We start from the raw sequence: 23793 nt of genomic DNA, 5'->3' as shown, positions 1-23793 counted from the left end.
AAGTTACTAAATAAACTGATAAATACGACGTGCTAAGTATTTTGCCGTATTTATATCTTTAGCATCAGGTTTACCGTCCTCAGAGGTAGCAACGACGCCAGCCTGACAACCTAAACGGTTCACTCCCAATGCGTTGAAATTTGAAGGGCTATCTATTCCCATCCAAATCATGCCATGTTGCGATGCTAATATTTGGAAATACCGTAGCGTTTCAGTTTGATCGCCATTCGGTGAGCCACCAGAAGTTATTCCTGCTGCTATTTTTCCTGATAATCTCTGATCGCACCATTGATCACTTGTTGCATCAGCAAAGGCTTTGAACTGTGCCGCGACAGATCCCATATAAGTTGGAGAGGCAAAAATAATCGCTTGGCAGTGCTGAAGTTTTTCCATTATTTCATGATTAACAAATCGCCCTTCTATAATTTCTGTTCCCGTTATCTTATGCATAATAATCTCTACAGGATCTGATACTAACTCGTCACAACAAGCCTCGACTAAAGCTTCTGTGATGCCTGTATTCGAGAAATAAACAATACCTATCGCTTTCATTAAAACGTCCTTATTCAGTTCATAAATCTCAACATAGGATAAAACCTCAAGTAAACCTGAGGTCAAACATTAATGAGATTTTTTAAATCAATACATATGAATTATCATATGTGTCATAATTACCGTGTATAACTATTTAGAAATGGAAAAGACGATAAGGATATACCGCATGACACATCCAACATGGGAATTACCAATAAGCAATAAATCAGCAGGATTGGTACTAACCCCTTGTCCAGGAACAAAAGGCACGCCATTAGTTGACAGCATTGATCAACTGAAAGCACAAGGTGTCACAATTGTTGTCACAGCATTAAGCATCAAAGAAATGGAAGCAAAGAAAGTGGGTCTGTTACCACTGGTTGTTCAGCAAGTCGGGCTTCAATGGTTCAATACCCCAATAAAAGATGATTGTGCCCCAGATGAAAGCTTTCAACCGCATTGGGATGCAATCTCCCCTGCATTACACCAAGCATTAGATAACGGGGAAAAAGTCGCGCTACATTGTATGGGTGGCTCAGGCCGGACTGGTTTACTTGCAGCCCACTTATTATTAGAAAAAAACTGGCAATTAGAAGACATCATTAGCCAAGTTCAAGCATTAAGACCCAATGCTTTCACTAAAGAAGTGCAAGCTGAATATATTCGTGATATTGCTCTTATTAATAAGTAAAGACACCTTTTAATGGCACAGTAACGGAAGCAGAGATCATCTCTGTTTTCGTTTACTCGTTGTTTAACGTATCAGTTTCTCCTTTTACCGTTGTGTCGCATTAATCAAAGACACAGGATCAGAATTATTCCTGATTTTTATCTGTCTCAGCTTCTCTCACACAATCACACTATAATTACATCACTATTAGCAAATATAAGCCTAGCCACTATTAATACGTCATATAGCTTAATAACGTTACCGCTTTCAAACTAGCGAAAAGGAATACATGGTGAGATCGATATTATTAGCAACATTACTCTTGTTTTCTCTCCCGTCATGGAGTGCTAGTTACTGTCTAAAAACAACCTTAGGTGACTATGTATGCCCGCCGCCTTTTGGTCATATCTACGCAGATAAACTCGGCAACCCACTATGTGGTAAAGGGCAATGCATCAAAGACCGACAAGATAACTACCAGTGTTCCAAACAAGATGGTGGCTTTGCGATAAAAAACGACCTTGGTGATATTTTATGTACCGGAGGCTGCGAACCCGCCTCAGAAAAGAATTGCCAAATACCTAAACCTTAACGGCATTCTCTCCAAAGAAACTTGAAAATAGAACAGATACAAAAATGGCCACCGCTCTTTCAAGTCGGTAGCCATTTTTATTAGCAATCTTTGTTACTAGAACACGTTAAGCAGATGCGAGTTTATTCGCGCGAGCTTTACGCTTTAACAAACGGAATTCATGCTTTGCTAAGTGGCTATCCATTGAAGAACGTAGCAACTTGTAAAGTAAGATAGAACCGTCAATTTCTTCTTTACGGTTAGTTAAGCTTTCAATGTTTAAGCCCAGTGGTAAGTCATACTCCACTACCGCATCCAAGATCTGATTTAAGCTGTTACAACACATCTTAATCGACTCATGCAGTGGGTTTTCCGCATTCAAAATACGCAAACTTGTTGCTTCAGGAACGCTTACACCTAGCCACTCAATAAACTCTAACGTTTTTGCACTACCACAAGGTGAGAAGGTTAAGATAATACGCTGCGGTTTTAAGCCTTGCTCTTTACACTCAATCGCGTAACGAGTCAGAATATCAATCGTCGCCTGAGTATCGTAAATCGCTTGAGAAATAAAGAAGTTACAACCTTGCTTATACTTTTCAATTAAACGTTCATGCTCATTACCTTTCTTAGCATGACGCTCAGCAATCATAATACCGCCGGTAAAAAAGTCATTACGGTTTTCAGCCAGCGTTTGATATGCCGTAGATAATGGCAGTGAAACATCATTTTTCGCCGATGGACTACCCACTAATACCATGTCACGTACACGGTACTCATCCCACGCTTCATTTAGCCACTCATCAAACGCTTCCGTTTCTGACTGCACCACACTCTTATAAGTGATCACAGGACGGTCGGTTTTCTTATTCAAAAGTGATGAGTAATGACGAGGATCATGGGTCGATTTAAAAGGGAACGGACGCGGCTTATTAGTACGTGATGCTTCATCTTGAATATCGTAAACAATCAAACCATCAATCGCGAGATCACGAATACGATCAACTAAACGATCAGCAATGCCTTCAACATCTTCAATCGGTGTACTGGTTTTTGGTGGGGTTGTACCAATAAAATAAACACCGCGTGTGATGTCGTTATAACGGACACGCAGTTCAGATTCAGGGGTGGGTTGATATTGATCCGACATAAATGCTCACTTCCATGTTGTCACAGTGCTTTACCCTTAATAGATAACACCTGCTTAATTTTTATAAAACCGTCACAATGTCTTTTGCCACGGTTTATCTCATCCTTGTGTGTTGCCTGACTTTATCATTCTCTTTTAAGGTAAAAATTGATGTTATTTATCAAATTAGCAACACAATATATGCTTTAGTTTTACCTAAACCCAATAGATAAATCAAAGAAAAGTCACTGTTTTTAACTTACTGGGTTAAATTAGCGACATTCTTTGTCTATCCATGAAAGATAATCACCAAAACCATTGGTGATCGGTAATTGAATGATTTCAGGGGTTTCATAATCATGAAGCGCAACAATCGTGGCTTTAACCTCTTCAAACAATGATGTTTTGGTTTTAATGAGCACTTGCTGCTCTTGATCGCAATTCACTTCACCTTGCCAATGATAATAAGACTGAATAGGCATCACCTGTACACACGCCGCTAAGCGCTGGCTAATCAGCTCATTGATAATAGTTTTCCCTACCTTGGGATCTGAAAACGTTGTTAAAACAACACAATATTGACCAGCCATACTTATTTCACCTTTCTTCATATTTTTATCTTAATAGCCTAAATCATTCAGAATAAGAATTTACAAGCAAAGTCCCATTATTTAAATCAATGACAGAAGCATCATATAACGCTGACACAACGCTTACATTCGCTTCCTATTATCGCGCCGTTTCTCCCCTACCAAGAAACTATCTTTTATTCGTTAAGGAACTCGAATAGTGCGCAAATTTAAAATTCTATCATTAAGCCTAGCTGTTTCTATTGCCCTTGTTGGCTGTAATGATGACCACCACCACCATGATGACAACAATAAAGTTATTGATGGACAAACACTGACCCACACTCCAGAAGTGGTGAGTAAAGGTGATCAACAAGTAAACAAACAAACCATCACATTGGCTGCAACGTCTGACTTACACGGTCGCCTTCGCGGCTATGACTATGCCATTGATGCTGAAGACAAACACGCAGGTTTAACCCGTATTGCTACTATCTTAGAGCAACAACGCCTTTTAGATCCTAACCTTATTCTGTTAGATATCGGTGATACGGTACAAGGCAATTCAGCACAGCTATTTAATGATATGGAAACGCATCCAATGATCGATGCCTTACAATATCTTAATTACGACTTATGGGTGCCCGGTAACCACGAATTTAACTTTGATCGCTCATTCCTTGACCGTAACTTAGAAAACTTTGATGGCGCGGTAATTTCTAGCAACATCAAATGGGAATCAAATAACGCAAACTATCTGCGTGGCTTCCAGATTTATAACGTTAACGGCTGTAAAGTAGCGGTTATTGGTTTAACCCCTTCTTATGTCCCTAACTGGGAAGCATCAGCACCCGAGCATTTCAAAGGCTTAAAGTTTGAAGACGAGCTAAATGCAACACGTGCAGTCGTGGACGATGTTATTGCTCGCCACCAGCCAGATATTATTGTTGGTGCGCTGCACTTAGGTCGAACCGATCAAGGTGTGGGCGTATACAACATTGCCGCAGAGCTGGCTGACAAGTTTGATGTGATCATGGCTGGACACGAACACGCAACTTACATTGAAACCGTGAAAAAAGGCGAGCCTACCGGTAACGACATCAGTGTGAAAAGTGGCCTAGTTGAAGACAAAGCAAAATCAGGTAAATACGACGACAGTAATCGCCAAGGTTCAGTAAAAATCATTGAACCGGGTAAATGGGGTTCAGATTTAGCCATGGCGAAAATTGACGTTGAAAAAGATGCGTCAGGTAAATGGAAAATCGTTGATACCACCCTTTCTAACCTTGATACCAAAGAGATCGCAGAAAATCAGAACATGGTTGATGAATACCAAGATATTCATGATCGTTCTGTAGAAGATGCTCGTGAAACTTTGGGCAAAGTAGACGGTGACTTTGTTAACGGTGGCGGTGCTGATGAAGCAACAAACGATGACTACTTTGTTGATGACTTAGGTACGCGACTATACAGCACCATTCACAAAGCAAAAGTACAAGACAGCGCACTGATTGACTTAATTCAGTTCATTGAGCGTGAAAAATCAGGGGCGACAATTTCTGCTGCTGCGTTATTTAGCGACACTTCTAACCTACGTGATAGTCAAGACTACCAACGTAAAGACTCCGCAAACCTGTACAAATACGATAACGCACTCATTGGCGTAAACATCACAGGTGCACACCTTAAAGAGTACATGGAGTGGTCATATAACTACTTCAATACTTACAAAGAAGGTGATTTAACCGTTTCATTTAATCCAGAGGTTCAAGCGTATAACTACGACTTATTCGATGGTGCCATTGAATACACCGTTGACCTTACAAAGCCTGCAGGTGATCGTGTTGATATCACCCTAGTTGACGGCAAAGCGTTTGATCCAAATGCAACATACAAACTAGCATTAAACTCATACCGCTTTGGTACCCAAGGGGTCACTAACGGTTGGTTCACGAAAGATGATGTGTTCTACGATTCAAGTGATGCAACGGTTCCAGCAATCCGAGATATGATCACCGCTTACGTAACAGAGCATAACGGTATTAGCATCAACGATGAGCACCTAAACACCACGAATAACTGGCAAATTAAGCAGTTAGCACCGAACGGTGAAATCACAAAGAACCGTGCTAATAGCGATATCTGGAAACAGTTTACTCATCAACAACTGTGTATTCATATCAACCCAGATAACGTGAAATACCCAAGTATTAGTCATGCGTTAAACATGAACGATCCAACCAGTTATTTCGAAAACAAAGCCTATAAAGCAGACGGCAGTGCAACGAAAGAAGCACTCAACCTTGGCTGTAGCTGGACGGTTGATCCAAATAACAAAATCTAATCGTTTATAGCTTTCAACACCCTAAGCGGTAGATACCCTCTACCGCTTTTTTTCTCTGACTATCTCTGTAGGCCACATGTTTCAAAAATACGTTTTCCCGATCATGATTTTTGCGCTCTCAACAGCTATTTTTCTTTACTCCCCTTTGTTGAGCCAATCTTTCCATCCAAATAAAACACAATCTCAGCATTTCGTCTCCGCAAAAGTGGAAAACATCATCGATGAAAATGTCTTTGAAGATGATTTAGCGCCTGGGATATATCGCGGTACACAACACCTAAAAATCAAAGTACTTGAAGGTGAGCATGCCAATGAAACCGTTGAAATCAATAACCCATTAAGTCGTCAACATAACGTGTTATTGGATAAAGGATCAGAATTCATATTGATGATCCGCGAAACCATTCACGGCAGCCATTTTTGGGCGTTTAACCACCAGCGTACTACTCCCATCTACACCATGGCACTGGTCTTTATTGGGCTTATTTTATTGTTTGGTGGACGCGCAGGCTTAAACGCTGTGATTTCACTGTATTTCACAGCCGCACTGATCATTGGCGTATTAATTCCAGCCATATTTGACGGAATAAACCCAGCCTTGGTCACTATCGAATTAATGGCAATAAAAATTGTCGTTAATTTCATCCTAGTTGCTGGTTATAACAAGAAAAGTCTGTGTGCGATATTAGGCACCTTAGTTGGCGTTATCATGGCGGGTATTTTTGCTCAAACCTTTGGCGAATGGGCACACCTATCAGGTATTTACTTAGATAAAGGTGAGGATGTCATTTACCTTGCCACAGAAAATCCTATTCAAGTGCGTTGGCTGATGTTTGTTACCATTATGATTGCCGCGCTAGGCGCCGTGATGGACGTTGCCATTTCAATTGCTTCATCGTATCAAGAGCTACAACAAGCCAATCCTAAACTCACTCCCAAGCAATTGATGCTTGCCAGCATGAACATAGGCAAAGACATCATGGGAACCATGACAAACACGTTAATTTTAGCGTTTGCAGGTAGCTCGCTCACCACCATCATGATGGTCTGGGGTCTTTCAATGCCTGTTGAACAGTTTATGAATACCCCAGTGATCGCGTTAAGCATTATTCATGGTTTGGCAGGCAGTATCGGTATTGTGCTTACCATTCCATTTACAGCCTTTATTGCTAGTAAGATCTTTAACCATCAAACTAATGAAAAACCAGAAATCAACGCTAACGTTAACAATGCTTTAGATAAGTAAAAAACTCAGTGTCTTTTTCGTAGTGATTTTTTTCATATAAGTTCTGCGCTTTTAAATTATCGATAGCAGTACTTAACATAATGAAAGAGGCCTGAGTTTCTTTCGCTAACTGATCAGCGCGATCAAGCAGCAACTGCGCAACCCCATGTTGGCGAGCAGATTCGGTTACAAACAGATCATAAAGCAACCAAGTACGATTCATTTCAAGCGAGCAAAACAGCGGATATAATTGAGTAAAACCAACATATTGCCCTTGTTCATCAACCACAAAGTAGATAACCGACTCTTTATTTCCTAAGCGTTGTTGCAGGTATTGAAGTGGGTTTTTCTCGCTATAATCTACTTCATAAAACGTTAGATATGCCTCATACAAAGGCGTAACGTGAGTTAAATCATCAAGGGTGGCTTCTTTAACAGTAAACATGACATACACCTTTTTTGGCTTAGATTGTTCTACCATTAATACCAATCATAGCCGCCAACTGACAAACAAACTGAGATTGAATTTTTAATACCCGCCACTCATCGATTACTTATAATCAGCTCATCCAGCAACAATAAGTCATCTGGCGTAAAACGGGATTTAAATGAAAAGGCATAAGGCGTTTCGCCATGTTCACGCAAATGCTCAAGTCGCGACACAGCGTGTTGTGGCGTGGGGATCTCATCATCTTCAACCCACCATAAAACATAATTAGCTTCCGTTAAGCCATGGAACCATTCACTTTTACGGCGCATAAAATCTTTATGATGCGTGCGGAACATAAAGTTTTTAAGATCATCCACCGAGTGCCAAATCGACATATTGACGATGATAGAAGGATCATCAAATAGCTGAATATTCGTCGCATCACCAGATTCATCTTTTAAGCGCCATACAAAGCCATCACAGCTTTCAGCTATCGCATTCACCTTATCTAAGTTATCAACAAAGTCTTTAATCTCAGGTGCATCTAATGGGTATTTTGCCTTTGCGATATTGAATTGTGCCAGCTTCATGATTCGTTATTCTCCTTTTTCAAAAAAGTCGGATAATAAACTACGCTCATATTTGATAATGCGATCTATTGCTTTGCAAATTTATCCCTTCCATACGGTTCATAAGCAGCGAGGCTCTTAGAACTACAAAAGCTAAGGCAGTGTTATTCGACCCTCAGATGGAAGAAAATAGCCGTGATGTTTTCCGCTGATCTTTTCCAATAAAGGCAACCACTTACGTCGATGAAATTCAAATACACCTCTTTATCCGGTCAATAACGTATCTGACATAACAAGTGACATACCTTTATCCCTCTAATTACACATTACACCGCTTCTTTCAGATCGACACTGGCATGTAACTGCCCGACCGCTTTTAACCAACGCTTAATGTGTGGGTAGTCGCGTAAATCATAACCGCCATCAGTAGCAACATGGGTATAAGCATATAGTGCCAAATCCGCTATCGTGACGCTGTCACCTACCAAGCAGTGTGATTTCGACAATTGCAGCTCCATCACATCCAAGGCTTTATACCCTTTTGCATGTAACGCTTCATACTGTTCAACTCTGTCCGCTGGCATTCCCAAATAAACTTGAATGTAACGTGCTACCGCAATATAAGGTTCATGCGAATACTGCTCGAAGAACAACCATTGATAAACTTTAGCTTTGAGAAAACTGTCTTGGGGTAAATATTCAGAGCCTTCTGCGAAATAACTCAAAATCGCATTCGACTCATACAGCACTCGGCCATCATCCAACACCACAACAGGGATTTTTCCATTAGGATTCAACGCTAAAAATTCAGGCGTATGGGTTTCGTTCTCCAAAATATTAATATGCTGCCACTGATGCTCAATCCCTAGCAGTGACAAAATCAACTTCACTTTCAAACAATTTCCCGACTGTAAATCGCCATAAACAACCATAACCACTCCTTGTATTGTCTGGGTTTGAACTGAAAGCAATTTATTGCCCTCACTGATAAAGTTAACTGTAATCAGCAAAGCACGATTCGACTATCGTAAAATACGAATACCAACTATCAATAATATTGAAGTATTTACCGCTTGTTATGGAAGTGATTTAACGCTATGTTTTTATTGCTAAATAGAGGGATGTCATATGGATATTGATGCATTAAGAAGCTTTTTAGCTTTCGTAGAAACTGGCAGTTTCACCCGCGTAGCCAAGCAAAGCTTTCGATCTCAATCTGCCATTAGCATGCAGATGAAAAAGCTTGAAGATGAACTCAATACTCAGCTATTTACTAAAGATGGTCGAATGCTGGTATTAACAGAAGATGGGCAACGCTTAGCAACGCATGCCACCCAAATTATCGCAACCCACGATGAAGCCTTGCTAGAACTTAAAAACAAGTTACCGCAACAAACCATCCACCTTGGTTGTCCTGATGATTATGCTGAGTCTATCTTGCCCTACATTGTGGCTTTACTCCGTGAAGAACACCCACACATTAGCCTGCAAATCACCTGTGCGCCAAGCGTATATTTAAAAGGTTTACTTGACAGTAGTCGACTTGATCTTGCTATTGTTACCCGTTCACCTACCTCACAAGAAGGCTATTTTCTCCAAACCGACAAAGGCATATGGGTTGGCTCGCCACATCACGACATTGTTAACCTGCAACCCTTACCAATTGTATTATTCCAACGCGACTGTAAATTCCACGATGCCGCCATTGAAGGCTTCATAAAACGTAACCGCCATTATCAGCTCGTCAGTTGTTGCAGCAGTGCAACAGCAAACAAAGGCTTAGTAAGACAAGGCTTGGCAATTTCTGCGATGGCGAAATGCAGCATGCCGAATGATCTGATCGAGCTTACCGCCCCGCACCTGCCTAGCTTACCTGTGGTTGATATAGTGTTATCACTGCCGAGTAAGCCACACCTTTTACTTTCACCTGAAAGTATCAACCGCATGATTGATCGCTACCAGTGTGAACAATTTGCGACAGAAAAGTGCTAAATACCGAGTGCCTATTACATAAGAAACGATGATCTTTAATTGAATAACAGTATTACTTTCAAGACAATCAAATCAAAAAGCTTTAGCTAATCTCAAAAGTACGATTACTTAGATACTGACTTTTTTGTTGGGATCATTCATACATAAACAATAGGAATATGCTATGAAAAAATGGAGTCTTTTAGCTTTGGCATCGGCTTTATTGCTGGGGTGTGGTTCTAATGATGCTGAAGATGCGATTGTAGAAACCGTTGGGCTAAATATCGATAGCTTATCGAGCCAACAAAAACAAAATTATGCCCAGATCTCAACTGACATTAATACATTGATTATTTATATTGGTGGCCAATGTTTGACGGCTGAATCAAACAAAAATCCTAGCCTGACGCTGACAGGCTTTACCTGTAACATCGCCGATCATAAAGACGCAGTAAGCCAAACTCAGTTTTCTAGCATTTCGTTGATCAGTGGCGTGCTTGATATTACTCGTTCTAGCGAAACCGACTTCAAAATTCAAACCAAAGATAACGTCAAGTTTCATGCTGCTAGCATTAGCGATGGCACATTAAATTATCGCCTTGTTGATGATAACGCGATTCACTTTATTGTGAATGAAACAGGATCAGATAGCGCATCGTTCAGAGGCTTCTTCCGTGACGATAAAACCGTAGATGTCACCTATTGGACGGCAGAATCTTTAGGTACCACCCCATTTGATTATGATGAAGATACCAATAGCCAACATAGCTGGCTGGCAAACGGCACAGCGAAAATTACAGGGAAAGACGATAAAACCTTTAACTGGGGAACCAGTGCCACTGGTGAGGTAGAGCTACCGCTAACAGAATAATATTGAGCGGCTAAGCCGAAAACTCAAACGCCCTGTTTGACAACAAAGAGAGTTAAACAAGCGCACTAAGCGACTTCTTCAAACAAAAGCCAGTATATAAATCAAAGTGTTGTCATCACTAAGATGGCAACGTTTTTTCATTTACACAATTCTCTAAGTCGACTAATAACAAACAGATAATCAACCAAACTAATGACTCCACCATTAGAATAATGCAAACTATTATCATTACTGTTATTTGAGATGGATTTTTACGTAATGAATATTGCAATTTGGGGTGCTTCAACTGGATTAGGCGCAGCAATGGTAGATTACTTTTATGCTCAAGGTATGAACGTTATCGCCATTGCACGTAACCCGAATAAAAATACCAAGCTTGCCGAGCACAACATACCGTCCCTTTGTTGTGATGCAACAGATAAACAACAAGTTGAAGCGGCGGTAGCAGCACTGCCCGACAACACCTTTAATATCTCGACAATGGGCAGTTTTCGCTATGATACGCCTGTCGATTACATTGGCCACCGCTACTTAACAAATGCATTAGAACAAAGCACTTCACAACACTTATTGTTAATTACTTCACTGGGTTGTGGTGATAGTTGGCAATACCTTTCAGACCGTGCAAAAGCAGGTTTTGGCAGCGCAGTGCGTGAAAAAACACTCGCTGAAGCTTGGCTACAAAGCAGCAGTTTGAATTACACGATTCTACGACCTGGCGGACTGAAAGATGGCGAGCCAACCCAGCTAGGCGAGTTATCACAACATAAAGAAGTACATGGCGCGATCACTCGGGGAGAAGTCGCACGATTAAGCCATGAATTGCTGTTAAGAAATGATGCTAATGGTCAGATTTTCCAGTGTATTGATCCAAGCATCGCCCCTTATTAACCAGCACGTTATTAGCAAATAAAAATTAGAAAGAATAGATAAAAAAAGCCCGATTTAAAAAATCGGGCTTTTTTATAACATTATAGAAAGACGTTGCAGCCCCTTTCATGCTTACACTACCAACCTTCATTTAGCTCTTTCGTGCGCTGGATAGTTTCTGTAATTAGGCAGTCGTGTAAATCCTCTAATCCACCAGAGCCACTTTCACTATGATAAAACATGCCACACTTAGCATCTCTGTATTGAATCCATAATCGTTGGGTTTTTCTTAGATCTTCTTTACGAAAATCTTGGATTCTCGCCATGTATTGCTTATAAGCCGTATTGAGCAATTTATCCCTTTTCGATAATTCCTCGTTCATACATTTAACAACGGCTGGGCTATAGGCTCCTAACGTATCAATGCACTGATCAAACTCTTTACTGTAATCGGCAAACGCAGAGTTAAAGAAGGTTGGCAAAATGAAAGCCGCAACCATTGGGTAATAAAACCGTTTTTTCATCATACATCCTTGTTCATCCCCATCACTAACCACAATCTTAACTAACTGAATATTAGATAGTAAATGGTTTTATCCAAAAGCATTACAAGCTACATATCTGGTATCACAATAATGACTATCGTGACAAAACAGCCAGTGACTAGTGAATGACTCGGCATTTGTCGTGATGTAGTGCTTACTTGTAGTATGGAAAATTATCGTTATTACCCGTTCGAGTCACGATAAGGTTGAAAACCCACTTCATTTGCATACAAAAGATAATAAAAAAGCGATGCCGTATAAATTACAGCGTCGCTTTTATTTGAGCCTTATACCTTACCTCGTTTTTCTGTGTTTCAAGGCGGTATAAATCAAGCTCACCAATGCCAATAATTGAAATAGCCAAAACAGAGGAATAAAACCAAACGATTCAATTAACACGCCATTGTCATCGACATAAGATCCTTTATAGGTGTAAACAGCCAGACATCCCCACCCGATAACGCTCAAAAGGATAGTGACTCTGTATCTACTGATTAATTTCATCTGAGGCTACCTTTAATATTCACTCAAGCGAAACCCACTGTGGATTGTGCATACCTTATTTAATCCACTTTAAAAAGTATGCAAACTCGTTTTTGGACAAAACTTTGTTAGATAGCCAGCTCTATTTGGACAAGTTGATATTAGGAAAAGTAAGGATATGTTCGACTTTTAATATCATCCTCTAATGATATTTACTTATATAAGGTGACTTGGGCTTGTCCAACACTTCGGATAGGTATCGGCTCCGCGGTACATATCCTTATTTGTTAGCCTTCAATTTCCAAGGACATTTGTTCAATGATTTTGTCCTTATACACGCCGTTTTCTAGTGAATTAAGAAAAAAGTTGGTTACGTCCAACGCGACACGACAACACCACTCACAAAACTGCGTAGTTTCAATGCTATAAAGCCAACTATCTGCCTCATCGAATGCTTCTAGCACACCTATACTGACTAAATATTTTATTTGTGTCTCAGGTCGGGGGTACTCTACGCTAAGCGTAACTCCATTTTCGCCGATCACTCGCTCAAACATAATCACTTCTGGCGCACGATGTATGACGGCATTTCTCAGCTTCCTCAAAACTTCAAAATTTTTGTCTGGTTGAGAGTTAGGACGAAACTTCTGGTGTGAAAAGATATTCTTAGCTGTTTTATATTTTTTCAAAATAGAAACTTTATGTGCATCTCGCCCTGTGACAAGCCTCTTTAATCTGTCATACATTTGCCTCTCTCTAGCAGATAACCTACCGCCACAAAATAGTTCTCGGGAACATAAGGACTCATTGATAAATGCTTCGATAGTGCTAAATGAGTACGTCAAACATACAATTGCCAAGTCCTGATTATTATGAACATTATCTCTTGCATACTTTGCTATTGAATAAAACCGTCGATGTGCAAAATGAACTTTTCTGCCTCTAATAACCTTACCTTTTAATTCTTCCACTCTCTCTCCTTGAAGGCTAAACGCCTTGTTAAATTCTGTTGTCTAGGCATTGGTGTACAATTTCTGACACCTCCCAGAAAGGCTGATAATCGTCATTAACAGTACGATTTAATGGATAAATGATTTGCTCAAATGACTCTGTGTAACAGATAAAGATAGCTTCAAATACCCCTACTTGACCAAGAGCCCATTGAGCGTTCATATACCCATCTCTATCTTTTCGGTAATCTTGTTTCAGAAAGTGCTCTATGGCTTTGTTATATTCATCCCTATGATCTTCTTTAACTACACCTGGGGCACAATACAATGGTATACGGTGTGCCGCAGGATCTCTAAACTCCTTAAGTTCAAAAAACCAATCTTTATATTGATTAAGCTGACTAACCACATCAGGCTTTAATAACTTCAAAGATTCTTGGAATGTTTTTGAAAACAAGCCGATTTGAGTTCTTTTCTTGTTGTTTTCTCTCGCTCCATCAATAACATTAAACTCATAATGTAGAGCCCACGCTAGGTTATCAATAGCACCAATAAGGTTTAGGTAGTAAGCGTTAAGGAGAAGATTTATCTTTGTCGTTTCGTAGGGGGTTAAGTTTTTCCCTCCCGACTTTTCAATAATCTTAGTTAATTGAAAATGAGTATCCTTGATTTGGAGAGCCCGAATGCCATATCCCTGTCTAAGATAATGCATAGCTTCATCATTAGATATTTTTGATGAAAGCTCTTGAAATTTTCCAATTGTGAATGAATCTCTGACCATTTTTACCTCAGGAATTTAACGCCGCGTTAAGTGGTGAGCAACGCTATCACCTTACCTAAACCATTGTGCCGTAGTAACTTAAGTCGATTCAAACCCATAATATTAGGCGTTACGAATCTGCTTAAATTTATTACATATCCTTATTTGTTATGTGCTTGGAGCAGTATGCCCAAACTTTATCGCCATTTTTCTCTGGCTAGGGCTTAATGCTTTCCAGATTAAGTGAACTCTATCTATGCTCATGTTAGCTAAATCTTTTTTGTGGCTATCTCGCTTTAAACTGATTTTGAAAAATGACGGATGGTAATCAATTCTTTGGGAATCTAGACGCCAAAAGACCACAAAAGCAAATTTAGGAGTTAAGCACTTATTCTTCTGATAGTAGTCAAGCGCATTAACAAGAATTGGATTATTTTCTTTTTCAGACAAGGTTTTAAGCGAGGTGACACAAGCATCAAGGCGCATTTTTGCAATGTGTTTATTTAGCTTTTTCTCCGCTGATTTTTTATCGAGAACTAACCCATTTTCAAATACAGCGACATTAAAACGTAAAATACAAGAAGAACCCACCCAAAGCCTTTTTCGAGTATTCTTATTCTCAATTTCAAAATGATATCTTAGTTGTTCTTGATCACAGAGTTCACAGGATTCAGTTGCTACTTCATGGTCTTCCGTTCTTTCGGTAAAATACCACTCTTTTAGAGCTTCAAATAATTCACCAGAAATAGACAGAGGAAGCAGATTTTCAGCAACTCTCTGAGGGTATAAAGTCATAATAAATTCTCTTTTGCACATAAGACCTTATTAGTAAGCATTCTTACTATCACGCAAAAGAATGCCCACAAATTTAGACAATCATAATCAATTTAACTCATAAATATAATGAACTGGATTGCATTATTTTGTTTCAAAGTGTTTATTTAAAATGTAGAAAGTAAATCTGATTAGCCTAAGAACATGTGAATAAAACTAATCGAAAATCACGTTAATGCGATATTAATGAGTATTTGCTCTGAATGATAATGGGGCAAATATGAGTTAGCCGAATAGTTAACTCATTGTGATCACCGACTTGCTTCACAACCCAATAACAGGTAGAAATACGCTCAACAATTTTCATATTACATAGGTTGTTTAAAACATGAACGATACACTTGAACAAGAACGCTCTGCGTCTCATTCACCAGCATCTTCACCATTAACAACATCATCTAAAGCCGAGCAATATGCCGAGTTGGTGCATAGCCGTCGTTCGGTACGTAAATATGATGCAGACAGTGCTTTTGATCATAAAGCGGTAACCCGTGCACTTAATCTCGCCACCTTGTCCCCTAACAGTTCAAACATGCAATTGTGGCAATTTCATCGTGTCATCAGTGACGATAAACGCGAGCAATTGGCAAAGCTGTGTATGGGGCAAAATGCGGCAAAAACAGCACGCGAGTTAATTGTTATCACCACTACGCCTTATATGTGGAAACAACGGGCGAAAATGAATGCGGCACAAATTCGTGATGCCTTTAATGGTCGTGAAGATGCAACATCTAAACGTGCCGTTAAATACTATGAAAAGCTGATCCCATTTTTATACCGTAATGATAGCTTTGGCATTATGAGCACTATTCGTAAGGTAATTGTGGCGTATTTAGGGCGTAAAAAGCCGATGGTACGTGAAGTGAGTAAAGCGGATTTACGTGTGTGTTTACATAAAAGCACATCCCTTGCAGCGATGACCTTTATGACCGCAATGCGCGCGGAAGGTTACGATACCTGCCCAATGGAAGGTTTTGATTCTAAGCGCGTTAAACAACTGCTTGGTTTAAACCCTAAAGCTGAAATCACAATGGTGATTGGTTGTGGCACTCGTACTGAAGACGGCATTTATGGCGACCGCCATCGTGTAGACAACAGCGAAGTGATTATTAAGCACTGATCCCCTTGCCTAACAATATGGCGGAACGAATGAGTCTTCCGCCAGTTCTCCCCACCTTTTGCTCTCTCATCACAAGGTAATTTGTTACTTACCACAATAAATACCACCTACCGGCATCGGAATACATATTGGCGATCCCTTATGTGGGGTTAAGCTACAAGCCGACAGAAATAAACAAGGTATAAGTAGTAATAGTTTCATGGTTAATGCGCGCTTTTTGTAATTGAATGGTGTTTTATCTAAAACTACTTCATTTAAAAAGCACTTGAATATAGCGCATAAACATCTTGTTACAGTTACGCGCTAATTCAATCTGCAAGTCAGCCTAGGTACAGAAAACACAGGTATTTACAGGCGTTTGTTATTTAAACGGCGTGAGATCGATACCTTCTATTTCACACACGGCTTTAATGGTTGGGTTATCACTAAGCTGTGTTAGGTACTTTGCAAGATATGGAAATGTCAGTGGTGATTGTTTTATTGGTAACGACCACTCTGCCAACATAAACAAGAAGTAATCACAGGCGGTTAGGCTGTCACCAAGCAAATATGTATTGTGTTTAAGTTGGTTATTAATAATAGAGAGTGCATCGGCAATTCTGTCATCTTGCGCGGCCACAACATTCGGGATCGTCGCGGCATCATTGGTATGGCGGTGTGGGTAATACCGTACCATTAATTCAGCTTGTAAGGTGTTATTTAGAAACGCTAACCATTGATAAAACATCGGGCGTAAAGGGCTGCCAATTGCAGGCATTAACCCTGACTGTGGATGGAGTTCGCAAAGATGAATACATATAGCAGAGCTTTCAAAGATCGCTTGCTCCCCTATCACCAACGTGGGTATGCGTCCTGCTGGATTGAGTTTCAGGTAGTCGGCTGACTTTTGAACGTTGGACTTTTTATCCACCAGCAATAGTTGGTAATCCGCTTTTACATGATGAAGTAAAAAATGCGGCGCTAAACTCGCGTTATTGGGGTAATAGTAAAGCTTGAACAATCTTGGCTCCTTGCCTGTAAAACAGAACAATCATTCGTTTTAAAAATCACATACCTATCTTACTAAATAAAGCATGAATTTAATGAAACGATCGTTTTATAACCCGTTGTAACTCGTGAGATAAATCGCATTTCTGCGTAGCTGTCACAAACATAGCAACTTGATTGCATCTCATTAAAGGGCATTTATCGATGAAAAGCAGATTGGATAATGTCTTGTTTACACATTCATTCACACGAAGATCATACCCATGGCCTGTTGAGTGAGTATAAGGTTCGATATTTGAGTTTAGAATGTTGCCAACAAAAGCGATGTTGCGCTTACTCTTCTCTTCATTGATGACGTATCGTGCTGAAAAATTCAGGCATAAAAAAACGTGCTGTCACTAGCACGGCACGTTTTATCATTCTTACTTCAAACGTTAGCTCAATGTATTTATTTCCAGTTCGGATTTTGTAGCAACGCTTGTTGTAGTAGCCCTTTCATGTTGTCATCAGGATTACCAATAAATTGGTAACTCGCGTATTCACTTGGCTTGGTAATAGCACCATTGGTATCTTTAACGTGTACTATCATGGAATATTCTTTGTTGTCTTTACCCGTTAGGGTGATCATAAAGTTACCGGCACAATCATGCGGCTTACAATAAGAAACGGCTTTGTAAGTTTCATCGCCATCTACAATATTATCTAGCGGCGCTGTCACTTTATTTTCTGATACCCATTTAGGGATTTTTTGCGTTTCTGGCGCGACAGATTGGGTTTGCTCTACAACGGTTTCAGTTGTGGCGACAGTTTGCGTTTGATCGTTTGGCGATTGCTCTTTAGGTGCTTGGTCATTACAACCTGCAAGTAACAAAACAATGGATGTGGCTAATAATAGCTTTTTCATTTTATTCAGTCCTAAATTTGAGTACCGCTCAAATCATTTTACGCCTGCGGCACTCATACTTTTACAAGATAACGCTTATTAGGCTCACACCCTATCCAATATAAGAGCAAAAAGTATCTATAATTTGGCAAACATTATTAAACAAGCAAAATACTGACGTTACACTTACATATGTGTGTGTTTTTCACTCAATTACTTGAATTAACATACCTTCTTTACCGTAATTAAGTTAAGGTATCAGCAATTAAATAAAAGAAGCGACGATATGCAGGTTATTACAGAACAACTAATTACTTTAAAAAACGCTTGGATGGCAAGCCATATTACTGATGCTGAGTTTCCAACACCGCTAAGTGTAAAGGGATTAGAACTGTATCAACTATCTCAAACTGATTTAACTACGCATTGCATCGATACTTCGTTACCGACACTCGAACCCTCTTTATCTTTCTACCCGGTTGATTGCCACCCTCTTACTATTCGCTATTCTTTAGTTCGTGCCTCTCAATGGGAAAATGAACAAGAAAAAGAAGCGGTTATTGAGTATTTAACTCAAATTATGTTTGAGCCTAATGCAGAAGCGACGCTTTATGTTGGCTTTTTCAAAGGTAAACCGGCCGCTTGTGGCATGATTTATACTCATGCAGAAGATGGTGAGCAATATAGCCTGGTGTCTGACGTGTATGCATTGCCATTACCGAACCAGCAGCAATTAATTACAGATATGGAAGATTACCTTATCCATTCTGCGCAGCAATTCTCGCAAGCTGTCATTATCCAAAAATAAAAATGATTACGAAGCTAATAATCAGCTTCGTAATTTAGCCCTTTCTTCAACAACTAACCTGTTGTTTTTGACGAACCTTCAATCTCTGCCATACTAAATTACAGACTTTAATTCCTTTATTACGTGTTTAAAGTCTGTATCTAGAATACATCGGAGAAGAGTATGAAAGGGATCATTTTTACTGAATTTCTCGATATTGTTGAACGTACTTTCGATCTAGAAGTGTGCCAGTCAATGCTAGATATGGCTGACGACCCAGGTGTTTATACCTCTGTCGGTAGCTATGAGCACCAACGGTTAGTCAAGCTGATTATTTGTTTACATAAGGTTACCGGTGTCTCCGCTGAAAGCCTTCAACAAACCTTCGGTCGCGCTGTTTTCCCTCGCTTACTCACTTTATTACCAAATCATGACTTTACCGATTCCAACACCTTCGATTTTATTCGCAGTGTGGAGTCATACATACATCAAGAAGTCAAAAAGCTTTACCCGGATACAACTCCCCCTCGCTTTGAATTCTCTAATGAAACAGAAACCACCCTGACAGTGGATTATCATTCAGCGCGATGCATGGGTTATGTCTGTTTGGGGTTATTAGAAGGATGTGCCGATTATTTTAAGCAACATCTTGCTATCGAACTGGTACCAACAACAAGCAAAAACAGTGTCCGCTTTCATTTGTCATTGAGTGATAATTAATGATCGATCCTGAAAAACATATTGCTTTATTAAAACAAAAACTCCAACGCGAACATGCATCAAGATTAGCCGCTGAAAAGTTATTAGAAGCGAAAAGTCATGAGCTTTATAATGCAAATCAAATGCTTAATGATTCGTACGAAAAATTACAAATGCAGGCGAAGTTTGATTCTGAGCTTTTAACTTATCAGAACAAAATGGAAAACTTGTTACTTCTTTATGCCCGATTATTCTTAAAGCACAGTGCGACGAGGGAAAGTATTCAACAATTGTTAGACAGCCTCGTTGATGGTAATTACATATCAGGTTGTCATATCACCATTTACCCTGCCGATAATATTAATATATCAGGGAGCTACTCCAGCGGCCGTTTACAGCAATGGACACCTCCAGCTGAGCTAGAATCGACCCATTCATTATGGGATAAAGGCGGCCATACTCTTTGGATAAATATTGTTAATAACAGAGGGCAAATAGGTATATTAGCCGTCAGAATCATATGTACCGATGACCGATTGCCAGCGATTCAAAAACATATGGCGCTGTTTGGTGAGTTATTTCGATCCGCTATTGGTAGGCAAATAACGTTTAATCAAGCTATTGATGCTAAAAAACGGGCAGAAGATTCAGAGCGTTCAACCCGTGATTTTCTCGCTATGATCAACCATGAATTACGGACACCACTTAATGGGCTTCTTGGTGCTGCGGAATTACTGCAAGATACACCGCTTAATAACGACCAACAGAAATTGTTAACCACATTGAATCATTCAGGTGAATTGCTACGGGCGATCATTAATGACTTACTCGATTACAGCAAAATAAATGCAGGTATGTTGGAGCTGATTGAAAAACCCTTTGATTGCCATTTATTAGCAGTAAAATTGGAAGATATTTTTACCCATCGTTCCCACGAAAAAAGATTAGATTTTAACATTTATTACTCCCATGACTTACCAAGATTTTTCATTGGTGATGAAGATAGGATTAAGCAAATATTTGTTAATTTGATCTCTAATGCGATTAAATTCACCCCTGCAGGTTTTGTGCACGCTAAGTTCTGGTGGCAAAACAAACAGCTACAATTTACGGTAAAAGACAGCGGTTGTGGTATTGATCACTCAAACCAACACAAGTTATTCAAACCTTTTAGCCAAGTGGATAATACCAGCAAACGAAGCCATGAAGGCACAGGGCTAGGTTTAGTGATCTGCAAACAGCTATGTGAACAAATGGGTGGCTCTATCCGCGTTGAAAGCTCGCTCGGGCGTGGTGCATGTTTTAATGTTTCCTTACCCTTACCCACAAGTGATCATACTCATTTTAATGCCAAAGTGAGACAACCGCATAAAACGCCAATTAAGCATTTAAAAGTGTTAGTGGTTGAAGATTTAAAGACCAATCAAATGATCATTAAGCTGATGCTAAACAAAATCCAAATTGAACCAACCATTGTCGATAACGGACAAAAAGCATTAGATATATTAAATGCGGAATCCTTTGATGTGGTGTTTATGGATTGCAGAATGCCGATTATGGATGGCTACACCGCAACTAGAGAATTACGAAAGCAAGACTATTCCAAACCCATTATTGCCTTAACCGCCGGTACAACGAGCGCTGAACGTGAAGCCTGTATTCAAGCGGGTATGAATGACATTTTATGTAAACCTTATTTGGCTTCCGAGCTTCATGATATTTTAACCATTTGGGGCAGTGTGATTGAATAATCCTCTCTCTATTACGGTTTAAATTACGGTTTAAAAAATCACATCGCTAAAAAGTAAAAAAGGCCACTGACGTGACCTTTTCGTTTTTTAATCAATGTGCGTTTATCGTCACTAGCTGGCCTTTATCTCAGCCGTTTTCGACACATCTACAGGCGTTTCAGCCTTCGTTTTATCACTCTTCGCCTGCTTCTGCACGGCAGGATCTAGGGTCGGTTTAACTAACACGTAATCCATGATTTTACGAGCAAGTGGTGCGGCGTTACGTCCCCATCCACCGTGTTCTAAAATAACGGATACCAGTACTTTAGGATCATGTAACGGTGCATAGCCAGTAAACAATGCATGGTCACGTAAATGCTCCGCAACTTCATTCGCATCGTAATTTTGAGTATCAGACATGGTATAGACCTGACTGGTACCGGTTTTACCGGCGGCTTCATACGCTAAGTTTTTAAACTCTTTACGTGCCGTCCCTTTCGTCGTCACTAAGTGCATGCCTTCTTGTGCAATTTTCCAATCTTTTAATGGCACAGGCTCGACTTTTGGAAAGTCTTTAAATTTAACAATATCTTCTTTCTTGCCATCAAGAATCGCATATAGCAAGTGAGGGCGATGAACGACACCAGAATTTGCCACAACCGAGGTTGCTTTGGCTATTTGCATCGGTGTTGCTGTCCAGTAACCCTGACCTATACCAATAGGGATGGTGTCACCTTGGTACCACGGTTGTTTGGTATGTGCGAGCTTCCATTGGCGAGTCGGCATATTACCGGATGTTTCTTCTTTAATATCAATACCGGTGAGTTCGCCGTAACCAAATTTGTTCATCCATGTCGATAATCGGTCAATGCCCATGTCATAAGCCACTTGGTAGAAGAAAGTATCTACTGATTGTTCAATCGCTTTATATACATCAACGTTACCGTGTCCCCAACGAACATCATCACGGAATTTACGACTTTTAGAATTAGGAATTCGCCACCAACCCGGGTTATTACGTACTGTGTTAGGTGTGATAACCCCTGTCGCTAATGCCGCAACCGCAATTTGTGGTTTAACCGTTGAACCCGGTGGATATACCCCTAATGTGGTTCGGTTTACCAACGGGTGCGCAGGACTATTCAATAATTTGCTGTACTCTTTGGACGTAATACCATGCACAAACAAGTTAGGATCATAACTAGGACTTGATACCATCGCTAATACGCCGTCGTCCTGCGGGTTTAATACCACAATCGCACCACGACGAGTTTTCGTCACCATTTTACCTGTTTTGGGATCTTTGACTTCTTCCGTTAATAGCTTGTTGGCGAACAACTGCAAATTAAGATCGATCGTCAACTTAATATCTTTACCCGAAATAGGTGGAACATATTCTAAGGTACGAATAATACGACCACGGTTATTCACTTCAACTTTTTCATAACCAGATTGACCATGAAGTAAATCTTCATAGTAGCGTTCAACACCGAGCTTTCCGATCGTACGCGTGGCCTTATAGTTATTATAAATACCCTGTTCTTTTAATGACTTAATATCACGATCGTTGATTTTAGCCACATAGCCTAACGTATGTGTTAATGCTGAGCCATAAGGGTAATAGCGCTCTAAATGTGCATCAACATCAACACCTGGGTAATGAAATTCATTAACGGAAAACTCTGCAACTTGCTTTTCCGTCATCTGATCAATTAATGTCACCGGCATAAACGGACGGGTGTGTTTCTTATCCTTCATAAAAGAGTCTATTTCATCATCCGTTACACCCAGTAAGGTTTTTAAACTGTCGAGTGTTTCAGTGAGGTGTGCGACTTTTTCTGGAATAATTTCTAAAGAATAGACCGGTATATTCTCTGCGAGAATAACGCCATTTCGATCGTAAATACGGCCTCGATTCGGTGCCACTGGGATAATTTTAATGCGGTTATCATTCGAACGAGCAGTATATTCGCTGTAATCTTGCACTTCTAAGTGATACAAATTACCGATTAACACAAACGATAAAATGATAATCCCAATAAACCCTGCAAGCGCTCGACGCTTAAATAGCGACACTTCAGCTTGGTGATCACGAAATTGACTTCTTTCTTTCTTCATAGATGCTTATGAGATCTCAATGGCCATATGTGCCGTCGTTAACAAAGAATTGTACTTATACCCAATACGTATAATGCGTGATCTCTCGCTAGAATGTAATAACTGGTTGCCTGTTTGACGATAATTTAACCTCAGTTATCGCGA

At 39.9% G+C, this 23793-nt stretch carries 26 protein-coding genes; 11 read left to right on the top strand and 15 right to left on the bottom strand.

The window, feature by feature from the left end:
• Positions 1 to 6: 6 nt before the first annotated feature.
• Positions 7 to 552 (bottom strand): flavodoxin family protein, encoded by a 546-nt coding sequence (locus C9J45_RS04770; RefSeq protein WP_107292233.1) that lies wholly within the window; start codon positions 550 to 552, stop codon positions 7 to 9.
• A gap of 169 nt (positions 553 to 721) precedes the next feature.
• Here C9J45_RS04770 and C9J45_RS04765 point away from each other — a divergent pair, with 169 nt between their 5' ends.
• Together C9J45_RS04765 and C9J45_RS04755 are read left to right on the top strand one after the other, a co-directional pair.
• On the top strand, positions 722 to 1225 hold the full coding sequence (locus C9J45_RS04765; RefSeq protein WP_107206911.1) for a cyclin-dependent kinase inhibitor 3 family protein: 504 nt from the start codon (positions 722 to 724) through the stop codon (positions 1223 to 1225).
• 271 nt (positions 1226 to 1496) lie between these two features.
• Positions 1497 to 1796, top strand: a complete 300-nt coding sequence (locus C9J45_RS04755) for a hypothetical protein (RefSeq protein ID WP_105062438.1) — start codon at positions 1497 to 1499, stop codon at positions 1794 to 1796.
• Between the two features lie 106 nt (positions 1797 to 1902).
• Here the strand turns inward: C9J45_RS04755 and C9J45_RS04750 are convergent, their stop codons facing one another.
• Together C9J45_RS04750 and cutA are read right to left on the bottom strand one after the other, a co-directional pair.
• Positions 1903 to 2925, bottom strand: a complete 1023-nt coding sequence (locus C9J45_RS04750; protein ID WP_107206910.1) for a methylenetetrahydrofolate reductase — start codon at positions 2923 to 2925, stop codon at positions 1903 to 1905.
• A gap of 251 nt (positions 2926 to 3176) precedes the next feature.
• Positions 3177 to 3494, bottom strand: a complete 318-nt coding sequence (gene cutA / locus C9J45_RS04745; RefSeq protein WP_107247284.1) for a divalent-cation tolerance protein CutA — start codon at positions 3492 to 3494, stop codon at positions 3177 to 3179.
• A 199-nt stretch (positions 3495 to 3693) separates the two neighbouring features.
• On the opposite strand from cutA, the gene C9J45_RS04740 reads away from it, so the two are divergent.
• Both C9J45_RS04740 and C9J45_RS04735 read left to right on the top strand, forming a co-directional pair.
• A complete protein-coding gene (locus C9J45_RS04740) occupies positions 3694 to 5817 on the top strand; it encodes a bifunctional UDP-sugar hydrolase/5'-nucleotidase (RefSeq protein WP_107292232.1) in 2124 nt (707 codons plus the stop codon).
• Between the two features lie 76 nt (positions 5818 to 5893).
• A complete protein-coding gene (locus tag C9J45_RS04735) occupies positions 5894 to 7063 on the top strand; it encodes a YibE/F family protein (protein WP_107291329.1) in 1170 nt (389 codons plus the stop codon).
• Here the strand turns inward: C9J45_RS04735 and C9J45_RS04730 are convergent.
• The 3 genes from C9J45_RS04730 to C9J45_RS04720 all read right to left on the bottom strand — a co-directional run bounded on the left by C9J45_RS04730 (position 7041) and on the right by C9J45_RS04720 (position 8973).
• Complete coding sequence (locus C9J45_RS04730) at positions 7041 to 7487, bottom strand: GNAT family N-acetyltransferase (RefSeq protein ID WP_107206906.1); 447 nt, start codon at positions 7485 to 7487, stop codon at positions 7041 to 7043. The genes C9J45_RS04735 and C9J45_RS04730 overlap by 23 nt on opposite strands.
• Before the next feature lie 98 nt (positions 7488 to 7585).
• On the bottom strand, positions 7586 to 8062 hold the full coding sequence (locus tag C9J45_RS04725) for a DUF3291 domain-containing protein (RefSeq protein ID WP_107261360.1): 477 nt from the start codon (positions 8060 to 8062) through the stop codon (positions 7586 to 7588).
• Between the two features lie 305 nt (positions 8063 to 8367).
• Complete coding sequence (locus C9J45_RS04720) at positions 8368 to 8973, bottom strand: glutathione S-transferase family protein (protein ID WP_107292231.1); 606 nt, start codon at positions 8971 to 8973, stop codon at positions 8368 to 8370.
• Between the two features lie 196 nt (positions 8974 to 9169).
• On the opposite strand from C9J45_RS04720, the gene C9J45_RS04715 reads away from it, so the two are divergent.
• The 3 genes from C9J45_RS04715 (at position 9170) to C9J45_RS04705 (ending at position 11774) form a co-directional block, all read left to right on the top strand.
• On the top strand, positions 9170 to 10033 hold the full coding sequence (locus tag C9J45_RS04715; protein ID WP_107292230.1) for a LysR family transcriptional regulator: 864 nt from the start codon (positions 9170 to 9172) through the stop codon (positions 10031 to 10033).
• Between the two features lie 163 nt (positions 10034 to 10196).
• On the top strand, positions 10197 to 10883 hold the full coding sequence (locus C9J45_RS04710; protein WP_107206902.1) for a hypothetical protein: 687 nt from the start codon (positions 10197 to 10199) through the stop codon (positions 10881 to 10883).
• Between the two features lie 258 nt (positions 10884 to 11141).
• Positions 11142 to 11774, top strand: a complete 633-nt coding sequence (locus C9J45_RS04705) for an SDR family NAD(P)-dependent oxidoreductase (protein ID WP_107292229.1) — start codon at positions 11142 to 11144, stop codon at positions 11772 to 11774.
• Between the two features lie 116 nt (positions 11775 to 11890).
• Here the strand turns inward: C9J45_RS04705 and C9J45_RS04700 are convergent, their stop codons facing one another.
• From C9J45_RS04700 to C9J45_RS04680, 5 genes are all read right to left on the bottom strand, one after another.
• Positions 11891 to 12277 carry a lysozyme inhibitor LprI family protein gene (locus tag C9J45_RS04700; protein WP_107287921.1) on the bottom strand — a complete coding sequence of 129 codons (387 nt, stop codon included), beginning with the start codon at positions 12275 to 12277 and terminating at the stop codon, positions 11891 to 11893.
• A 315-nt stretch (positions 12278 to 12592) separates the two neighbouring features.
• On the bottom strand, positions 12593 to 12802 hold the full coding sequence (locus C9J45_RS04695; protein ID WP_107292228.1) for a DUF3955 domain-containing protein: 210 nt from the start codon (positions 12800 to 12802) through the stop codon (positions 12593 to 12595).
• A gap of 266 nt (positions 12803 to 13068) precedes the next feature.
• Positions 13069 to 13752, bottom strand: coding sequence for a hypothetical protein (locus C9J45_RS04690; protein WP_107292227.1), 684 nt, complete (start codon positions 13750 to 13752; stop codon positions 13069 to 13071).
• Positions 13753 to 13780: 28 nt separating this feature from the next.
• Positions 13781 to 14512, bottom strand: coding sequence for a hypothetical protein (locus tag C9J45_RS04685; RefSeq protein ID WP_107292226.1), 732 nt, complete (start codon positions 14510 to 14512; stop codon positions 13781 to 13783).
• Between the two features lie 147 nt (positions 14513 to 14659).
• A complete protein-coding gene (locus C9J45_RS04680) occupies positions 14660 to 15286 on the bottom strand; it encodes a hypothetical protein (RefSeq protein ID WP_107292225.1) in 627 nt (208 codons plus the stop codon).
• Positions 15287 to 15653: 367 nt separating this feature from the next.
• On the opposite strand from C9J45_RS04680, the gene C9J45_RS04675 reads away from it, so the two are divergent.
• Positions 15654 to 16445 carry a nitroreductase family protein gene (locus C9J45_RS04675; protein WP_107292224.1) on the top strand — a complete coding sequence of 264 codons (792 nt, stop codon included), beginning with the start codon at positions 15654 to 15656 and terminating at the stop codon, positions 16443 to 16445.
• A gap of 361 nt (positions 16446 to 16806) precedes the next feature.
• Here C9J45_RS04675 and C9J45_RS04670 read toward each other — a convergent pair whose 3' ends face one another.
• Positions 16807 to 17445, bottom strand: coding sequence for a glutathione S-transferase family protein (locus C9J45_RS04670; RefSeq protein ID WP_107292223.1), 639 nt, complete (start codon positions 17443 to 17445; stop codon positions 16807 to 16809).
• Positions 17446 to 17880: 435 nt separating this feature from the next.
• Positions 17881 to 18336 carry an Ivy family c-type lysozyme inhibitor gene (locus tag C9J45_RS04665; RefSeq protein ID WP_107292222.1) on the bottom strand — a complete coding sequence of 152 codons (456 nt, stop codon included), beginning with the start codon at positions 18334 to 18336 and terminating at the stop codon, positions 17881 to 17883.
• Between the two features lie 265 nt (positions 18337 to 18601).
• On the opposite strand from C9J45_RS04665, the gene C9J45_RS04660 reads away from it, so the two are divergent.
• The 3 genes from C9J45_RS04660 to C9J45_RS04650 all read left to right on the top strand — a co-directional run bounded on the left by C9J45_RS04660 (position 18602) and on the right by C9J45_RS04650 (position 21552).
• A complete protein-coding gene (locus C9J45_RS04660; protein WP_107292221.1) occupies positions 18602 to 19123 on the top strand; it encodes a hypothetical protein in 522 nt (173 codons plus the stop codon).
• A gap of 162 nt (positions 19124 to 19285) precedes the next feature.
• On the top strand, positions 19286 to 19822 hold the full coding sequence (locus C9J45_RS04655; RefSeq protein ID WP_107292220.1) for a heme NO-binding domain-containing protein: 537 nt from the start codon (positions 19286 to 19288) through the stop codon (positions 19820 to 19822).
• Complete coding sequence (locus tag C9J45_RS04650) at positions 19822 to 21552, top strand: ATP-binding protein (protein WP_107206885.1); 1731 nt, start codon at positions 19822 to 19824, stop codon at positions 21550 to 21552. Before C9J45_RS04655 ends, C9J45_RS04650 begins: the two co-directional genes overlap by 1 nt.
• A gap of 111 nt (positions 21553 to 21663) precedes the next feature.
• Here the strand turns inward: C9J45_RS04650 and mrdA are convergent, their stop codons facing one another.
• Both mrdA and C9J45_RS21875 read right to left on the bottom strand, forming a co-directional pair.
• On the bottom strand, positions 21664 to 23649 hold the full coding sequence (mrdA, locus tag C9J45_RS04645) for a penicillin-binding protein 2 (protein WP_107206884.1): 1986 nt from the start codon (positions 23647 to 23649) through the stop codon (positions 21664 to 21666).
• Between the two features lie 38 nt (positions 23650 to 23687).
• Positions 23688 to 23771 carry a colicin E1 family microcin immunity protein gene (locus tag C9J45_RS21875; RefSeq protein WP_370445778.1) on the bottom strand — a complete coding sequence of 28 codons (84 nt, stop codon included), beginning with the start codon at positions 23769 to 23771 and terminating at the stop codon, positions 23688 to 23690.
• Between the last annotated feature and the right edge of the window lie 22 nt (positions 23772 to 23793).

This window comes from Photobacterium sp. GB-1, assembly GCF_003026165.1.
Lineage (GTDB): Bacteria > Pseudomonadota > Gammaproteobacteria > Enterobacterales > Vibrionaceae > Photobacterium.
This window is presented reverse-complemented; position numbering and strand designations above follow the sequence as displayed.

Coding starts and splice junctions, on each gene's coding strand:
- C9J45_RS04665 (WP_107292222.1), bottom strand. CDS start 18,336: ATGAAAAAGCTATTATTAGCCACATCCATTGTTTTGTTACTTGCAGGT.
- C9J45_RS04705 (WP_107292229.1), top strand. CDS start 11,142: ATGAATATTGCAATTTGGGGTGCTTCAACTGGATTAGGCGCAGCAATG.
- C9J45_RS04650 (WP_107206885.1), top strand. CDS start 19,822: ATGATCGATCCTGAAAAACATATTGCTTTATTAAAACAAAAACTCCAA.
- C9J45_RS04765 (WP_107206911.1), top strand. CDS start 722: ATGACACATCCAACATGGGAATTACCAATAAGCAATAAATCAGCAGGA.
- C9J45_RS04700 (WP_107287921.1), bottom strand. CDS start 12,277: ATGAAAAAACGGTTTTATTACCCAATGGTTGCGGCTTTCATTTTGCCA.
- C9J45_RS04675 (WP_107292224.1), top strand. CDS start 15,654: ATGAACGATACACTTGAACAAGAACGCTCTGCGTCTCATTCACCAGCA.
- C9J45_RS04660 (WP_107292221.1), top strand. CDS start 18,602: ATGCAGGTTATTACAGAACAACTAATTACTTTAAAAAACGCTTGGATG.
- C9J45_RS04655 (WP_107292220.1), top strand. CDS start 19,286: ATGAAAGGGATCATTTTTACTGAATTTCTCGATATTGTTGAACGTACT.
- C9J45_RS04725 (WP_107261360.1), bottom strand. CDS start 8,062: ATGAAGCTGGCACAATTCAATATCGCAAAGGCAAAATACCCATTAGAT.
- C9J45_RS04695 (WP_107292228.1), bottom strand. CDS start 12,802: ATGAAATTAATCAGTAGATACAGAGTCACTATCCTTTTGAGCGTTATC.
- C9J45_RS04685 (WP_107292226.1), bottom strand. CDS start 14,512: ATGGTCAGAGATTCATTCACAATTGGAAAATTTCAAGAGCTTTCATCA.
- C9J45_RS04715 (WP_107292230.1), top strand. CDS start 9,170: ATGGATATTGATGCATTAAGAAGCTTTTTAGCTTTCGTAGAAACTGGC.
- C9J45_RS04680 (WP_107292225.1), bottom strand. CDS start 15,286: ATGACTTTATACCCTCAGAGAGTTGCTGAAAATCTGCTTCCTCTGTCT.
- mrdA (WP_107206884.1), bottom strand. CDS start 23,649: ATGAAGAAAGAAAGAAGTCAATTTCGTGATCACCAAGCTGAAGTGTCG.
- C9J45_RS04710 (WP_107206902.1), top strand. CDS start 10,197: ATGAAAAAATGGAGTCTTTTAGCTTTGGCATCGGCTTTATTGCTGGGG.
- C9J45_RS04730 (WP_107206906.1), bottom strand. CDS start 7,487: ATGTTTACTGTTAAAGAAGCCACCCTTGATGATTTAACTCACGTTACG.
- C9J45_RS04735 (WP_107291329.1), top strand. CDS start 5,894: ATGTTTCAAAAATACGTTTTCCCGATCATGATTTTTGCGCTCTCAACA.
- C9J45_RS04750 (WP_107206910.1), bottom strand. CDS start 2,925: ATGTCGGATCAATATCAACCCACCCCTGAATCTGAACTGCGTGTCCGT.
- C9J45_RS04770 (WP_107292233.1), bottom strand. CDS start 552: ATGAAAGCGATAGGTATTGTTTATTTCTCGAATACAGGCATCACAGAA.
- cutA (WP_107247284.1), bottom strand. CDS start 3,494: ATGGCTGGTCAATATTGTGTTGTTTTAACAACGTTTTCAGATCCCAAG.
- C9J45_RS04720 (WP_107292231.1), bottom strand. CDS start 8,973: ATGGTTGTTTATGGCGATTTACAGTCGGGAAATTGTTTGAAAGTGAAG.